This window comes from Brevibacillus daliensis, from assembly GCF_021245735.1.
Taxonomy (GTDB): Bacteria; Bacillota; Bacilli; order Brevibacillales; family Brevibacillaceae; genus Brevibacillus_B; species Brevibacillus_B daliensis.
On sequence record NZ_JAJISB010000016.1, the window covers coordinates 103,835 to 110,184 of the forward strand.

Sequence of the window (6,350 nt, forward strand, 5' to 3'; positions counted from 1 at the left end):
TATGGAAAAAACATATACACTTGAGGTAGCAGGGGTTACCCGTCAATTGTCGATTATACCAATTACCGATGATCTTAGTATCGCTAGCTTTGTTATCCTCGGGGATACAGAGCTGGTAACAGCAGCAGCACCACTTCTAGCAGAAAAATTAGAGCAGGTTGACGTATTAATTACTGCTGAGGCAAAGGGTATTCCACTCATTCATGAAATATCCCGCGTTATGCAAATGAAAAAATATTATGTGGCTCGCAAAAGTGTTAAGCCATATATGGAAGCACCTTTAGTGAATGAAGTAGAGTCGATTACTACACAGAAAAAGCAAGTTCTTTGTCTGGATGGGGCAGATGCCAGAGAAATTGCAGGCAAACGAGTTGCCATTATCGATGATGTAATAAGTACTGGTAAATCGCTACAAGCGATTGAAGACCTGGTAGTACAGGCTGGAGGAATTGTTGTAGCACGAGCAGCCATTTTGGCAGAAGGAAATGCTACCCTGCGAAGTGATATTCTATTTTTGGAAGAGCTTCCGTTGTTCCCTCATGCACAGATGAAGTAAAGCTGTTGTTACATGAAAGAAACGGCAAAGTTTTTGTCGATATTATTTGTATAAGACGCCTGTTATCAGATAGGCGTCTTATTTTGTGAATAAGATTTTTAATAATACTGATTTACATAAGTACAACGAAGGTTTGTCTAAACGAAAGTCTCGAGAAATTTTCTGATAATTGATTATCATATTCATTTAAATAAAAAATAATTGAATTTGTAGAAAATTGTATTATTTTTTATTAAAATATATCAAAATAGAGCAATGATTTCTTGGAGTAATAGTTAACGGGTATTATAGGTAGTTATGAGTATCGTTCTTTGATAACTTTCCGTGTTATTTTTTCTGAATTGACAAATTTTCAGAAAAATAATAAAATGTAATGTCGTATATTAATACATAATCAGTAAATTAAAATACAGGAGTTGTCATCATGTACACTATACTAGGACCAGCAAAATATGTAAGAGAAATGGGAATAACAAAAGAAATCGCTTCCTACATAAAAACGTTAGGTGAAAATGCGCTGTTTATTGGTGGTAAAACGGCATTATCCATCGTTGAACCCATTATTAATGAAAGCTTGGAGCAAGAAGGGGTAGCCAGCAAAGGCTTCATTTGGTACGGCGGGGATTGTTCCTGGTCAAATGTAGAAGCGCTAAGTGCTGTGGTTCAGGAGAAAAATCCACAGGTACTCGTAGCAGTTGGAGGCGGTAAAGCAATCGACACGGTAAAAGCAGTTGCTTTTGCAAAGAAATTACCGTTACTTGCAATACCGACAATAGCGGCGACATGTGCAGCAGCTACACCAATTGCAATCATGTACGATGACGAGGGAACATTTATCGAAATCAGTCATCGATCTAAGGCTCCTGAAATCGTGTTGGTCGATACAGAAGTAATCAGTAAAGCACCATATCGATTTATAGCTGCGGGAATTGGTGATACGTTAGCAAAATGGTTTGAATCTTCTGCATCTGTTCAGAAAAACCAGCCTACAGCTCTTAACAGAAGCGCAGTAAGATTAGCAGAGGGAATTTATGAATTGTTGCTAGAAAAAGGCCCGTCTGCACTAGAAGCAGTTAAACAAGGAAAAGTAGATCAGGCTGTAGATGATGTAGTGGACAGCATCATTTTAATAAGTGGCAGTGTAAGTGGTTATGGCGGCGATGATTGTCGAACTGCTGCGGCACATGCCATATATTCTGGACTAACCATTTTTCCAGAGGTACATGAAACATATCACGGAGAAATCGTTGCTTTCGGAATTTTGTCTCAGCTCGTTATGGAAGGAAAAAGCGAAGAGTCTATTCGCGATTTAATCTCGTTCTATCAAAAGGTTCAATTGCCATACACTTTAGAGGACATGGGAATTATGAATCTTTCCGAGGAAGAATGGATTCGTCTCGGTGACGTTAGCGTGGAGATTGAAGACATGGCAAACATGCCATTTACCGTAACACCAGACATGGTGGTATCGGCTATCAAAGGTGCAGATCAGCTTGGAAAGAGGGTTAAACATGAAGCTTGAGAAAATGGTAAGAAGCGTCTACCCGAACCTATCTCCTTATGTATGCAAACTGGAGGATTTACCTGTTGAAGAAATAAAACAGGCATTAGGGTTAGATAAAGTATCCAAGTTATCTTTTAATGAAAATCCGTTAGGGCCTTCGCCAAAAGCAATAGATGCCATGCAGAAATCCCTGACACAATTAAATTTGTATCCTAGTTCCAATGGGGAAGCTGTTTTACATAAGATCGCTGAAAAAGAAGGAGTCACTTCGGATAGCATTATTCTTTCCAATGGTGCTGATGAAATGATTATTCTGGTAGCACAGACTTTTTTAGAGCCTGACGATGAGGTTATCATCCCGAAAATTTCATTTGTTCAGTATCTGGCTTCTACCCACCTGATGGGATCGACACCAGTGTTTTCTCCAATGAAAAAAGACTTGGGAGTAGACTTGGATGCCATTCTTGAGAGAATCACGAATAAAACAAAGGCAATCTTTTTATGTAATCCTAACAACCCTACAGGAAGAGCGATTCCTGCCGAGGAGCTGGAAGTGTTTCTCTCCAAGGTTCCTGGACAAGTATTGGTTGTCATTGACGAAGCTTATCATGAATATGCGGATGGGGATGGTTACCGTTCATCCGTAGAATTAGGGAAACGCTATAAAAATGTGTTTGTTGTGCGTACATTTTCCAAGATATATTCATTAGCCGCTGCCCGCATTGGCTATGGAATTGGTCAGCCTGAGATGGTTGATGCCATTAATCATGTTAGGCCGCCCTTTAACGTAAATAGCATTGCTCAGGCTGGTGCACTGGCTAGCCTTGATGATGATGAGCATGTCCTCCACTCAAGACAGATCAATGAGGAAGGAAAACGACTTCTGATTGATGTGTGTGAAGAGCTGGGGCTGACTTATGTAAGCAGTCAGGCGAACTTTGTTTATGTAGATACGGCTAAAGATAACAAAGTCGTTTTTGAGCAGTTGGCTGAACGGGGATTTATCGTTCGTACATTAACAGGGTACGGACTTCCGACCTCACTTCGCATCTCGATTGGACAGCCAGATGACATGAAGAATTTTAGTAAGGCATTCAAAGAAGTCATACAAAACGAAGAGAAAGATTGAGGGGGAAGTAGCATGAAAAAGTTTTTGATTACCATGCTGTCAGTAATAATGATTCTTGGATTGGTAGGATGTAGCTCGAATCAGGCTACACCTGGCGGGGGAAGTAAGGAACAAGCAGGAACGGCTGAAAAGACACCGCTTAAAGTAACGTTGCCAACCTGGACAGGGTATGGTCCATTATTCCTGGCAAAAGAAAAAGGATTATTTGAAAAGCATGGAGTCGACGTGGAATTATCGATAATTGAAGGGTTGGCTGAGCGTAAGCAGGCACTAGCTGGTGGTCAAGTTGACGGTATGGCTACTGCTCTTGATGTGCAAGTTACATTGGCTGCTGCGGGAGTACCGATGCAAGTTGTGTGGTTACTTGATGATTCCTATGGTGGGGATGGACTAATTGCTAAGAATAACATTCCTTCGGTTGCCGATTTGAAAGGGAAGAAAGTAGCCTTTGAACAAGGTTCTACTAGTCATCTTCTCATACTTACTGCACTTAAAGAAGCTAACTTAACTGATAAAGATGTAGAAATGGTTCAAATGTCAGCAGGTGACGCTGGTGCGGCTTTCGTAGCTGGAAAAGTTGATGCAGCAGTAACATGGGAACCATGGTTAACGAAAGCAACACAAGCAGATGGAAAAATACTTGTTTCTACAAAAGAACTATCTGGAATTATCGTGGATACAGTAGGGTTTAAAAAGGATGTCATCGAGCAGCGTCCAGATGATATCAAGGCTTTTGTAGCAGCGATGGCAGAAGCGATGGATTACTGGAAACAAAATCCGGAAGAATCAAACGGGATTATGGCTAAAGGTCTAAAAATTGAGCTAGCTGAGTTTACAGGAACCGTTACAGGTCTGAAATTTCTTCATAAAGAAGAAAATAAAACACTCTTTGGCTCAGTAGGAAGTAAGGGAGCTATCTATGATTCTACAAAGAATACGATTGATTTCTATGTAGAGCAAAAAATTATCGACAAAGCTCTGAATGCGGAAGATGTATTGAACCCAACATTTGTTGGAGGACTGTAAGAATACGTCTCTATGAAGAGCATTTGAAATCACGAGTTCTTTTCATTGGACGTAATTCAAGCAGATCGGGGAGTAACGCATCTGATATAGAAAAGGAGAGTCCTCAAAGGGCCTCCTTTTCTCATGCAAATAAAAGATTGTGATAGAAGGAGGAAGAGAGATGTGGAAAAATATTGTAACGCCAAAGAAAGAAATTGCGAAACCACTTTATACAGGTGTGGGCATATTTACCTTCCTGCTTCTAATCGGGACATGGTCCGTATTAAGCTATGGAGGGTTTGTAAATCCACTTTTCTTGCCTGCACCTGATCGGATTGTTGCAACTGCCATCTCTATGTTTCAAAGTGGAGAAATCTGGGCTGATATTGGGATCAGTTTTTCCCGGGTAGCATCAGGATTTATTTTAGCGGCACTTATTGGGGTACCGCTTGGAATATTAATGGGCTCATTACGTATTGTTCAAGGTGCATTTGAACCGATTATTGGGTTCATTCGATATATGCCAGCATCTGCGTTTATCCCGTTATTTATTTTATGGATTGGACTAGGTGAGGGCGAAAAAATGGCAGTTATATTTTTTGGTACGTTTTTTCAGCTTACATTAATGGTTATGGATGTCACGAAAAATGTACAGAACGATTTGATTGAGGTTTCCTACACATTGGGCGCTAAAAAAATGCAATTATTTCGAAAGGTAATCCTGCCTGCATCGATGCCAGGAATAGTAGATACACTACGAATCACGTTTGGTTGGTCTTGGACATATCTGGTTGTTGCGGAGCTCGTTGGCGCTTCCGAGGGCATTGGATTCATGATTATGCAGGCATCTCGCTTCTTGAAGCCTGATAAAATCATTGTGGGCATTATCATCATTGGTTTACTGGGACTGATTATGGATTTAATTTTCAAGGCAATTTACCGAGTATCTTTCTCCTGGATGAGAAAGGAAGGATCATAAGATGACCACGACACCAACACCAAAATTAGTCATTGATAATGTCGGAAAGATCTTCTCAACCAAGGGTGGGGAAGTAGTAGCATTGGATCAAACTTCATTTTCCGTAATGAATGGAGAATTTGTTACCATACTAGGTCCTTCCGGCTGTGGCAAATCAACAATACTACGAGTTGTAGCGGGACTAGAGGAACCAACCTCTGGCCATGTGTTTTTAGATGGTAAAGAAATTAAAGGACCTGGGCCAGATCGGGGAATGGTCTTCCAGTCCTACACGTTATATCCGTGGCTAACGGTGAAAGATAACATCACGTTCGGCTTACAGCTAAAAGGGATCTCCAAAAAAGAGCAGGATGAGATAGCCCATCACTATCTGGATATTATCGGTTTGACCGGATTTGATAAGCATTATCCGATCCAGCTTTCTGGTGGGATGAAGCAGCGTGTAGCAATAGCAAGAGCGCTTGCGAATGAACCAGAAATCTTATTGATGGATGAACCGTTTGGAGCACTTGATGCTCAGACCCGTTCCATTATGCAGGAGATTTTGTTGAAGGTATGGGAAGAATCGAAAAAAACCATTCTGTTTATCACGCATGATGTGGAAGAGTCTATTTTTCTAGGTGATTCTATCTATGTAATGACCGCAAGACCGGGTCGATTGAAGAAGAACATCAAGGTACCGTTGCCACGTCCACGTGATTACCAGAATAAAAGCAGTGCTGATTTTTTAGCGTTAAAGCTAGAATTGCTTGAGTTAATACGCGAGGAAAGTTTAAAGGCAGTTAAACCTTAGAATGAATAATAGGAAGACAGGGAGAAGGTAAGTTTCATCTTTTCTCTGTCTTTTTTATTTACAGATAAATTCTAATGGACTTTACTTGACTACTGAAGTGTGCTTCTTCAGCAAAGGGCTTCAGTGGGAAACAAAATCAAACTCAAAAGCATGAAAAACCAGATTCTCTTTTCACACAGAGCGACTTGGCGAAGCCCGACCTAGCGTAGCGCTATTCATCGGGATAAAAAAGCGAACCCCAGCAAGTCTTACAGTGAATACGTCGTTGAGAGCTTTCCCGATGGATAGTGCGGAGCGGGCAGTCCAACCCCTTGTGGGCGTAGACTTTTAGCGAAGGGTGAAAAGAGAAGCTGGTTTTTTCCACTAAAGTAGGATCAAGGCAAT

Annotated in this window: 6 protein-coding genes; all 6 read left to right on the top strand. The window is 40.9% G+C overall.

The genetic code is table 11. The features are described 5' to 3' along the window. Position 1: 1 nt before the first annotated feature. Complete coding sequence (locus LM917_RS13695) at positions 2-556, top strand: phosphoribosyltransferase family protein (RefSeq protein WP_232698101.1); 555 nt, start codon at positions 2-4, stop codon at positions 554-556. A gap of 424 nt (positions 557-980) precedes the next feature. After that, entirely contained in the window at positions 981-2,078 is a 1,098-nt protein-coding gene (locus tag LM917_RS13700) for an iron-containing alcohol dehydrogenase family protein (protein ID WP_232698088.1), read from the top strand. Further along, positions 2,068-3,189 (top strand): histidinol-phosphate transaminase, encoded by a 1,122-nt coding sequence (gene hisC / locus LM917_RS13705; RefSeq protein ID WP_232698089.1) that lies wholly within the window; start codon positions 2,068-2,070, stop codon positions 3,187-3,189. Before LM917_RS13700 ends, hisC begins: the two co-directional genes overlap by 11 nt. Positions 3,190-3,201: 12 nt before the next feature. After that, the gene (locus LM917_RS13710; protein WP_232698090.1) at positions 3,202-4,215 is read left to right on the top strand and encodes an ABC transporter substrate-binding protein; all 1,014 of its coding nucleotides are present in this window, start codon (positions 3,202-3,204) and stop codon (positions 4,213-4,215) included. A 160-nt stretch (positions 4,216-4,375) separates the two neighbouring features. Next, positions 4,376-5,173, top strand: a complete 798-nt coding sequence (locus LM917_RS13715) for an ABC transporter permease (protein ID WP_232698091.1) — start codon at positions 4,376-4,378, stop codon at positions 5,171-5,173. A gap of 1 nt (position 5,174) precedes the next feature. After that, positions 5,175-5,966: an ABC transporter ATP-binding protein gene (locus LM917_RS13720; RefSeq protein ID WP_232698092.1), complete on the top strand. Its 792-nt coding sequence runs from the start codon at positions 5,175-5,177 to the stop codon at positions 5,964-5,966. Positions 5,967-6,350: the final 384 nt, after the last annotated feature.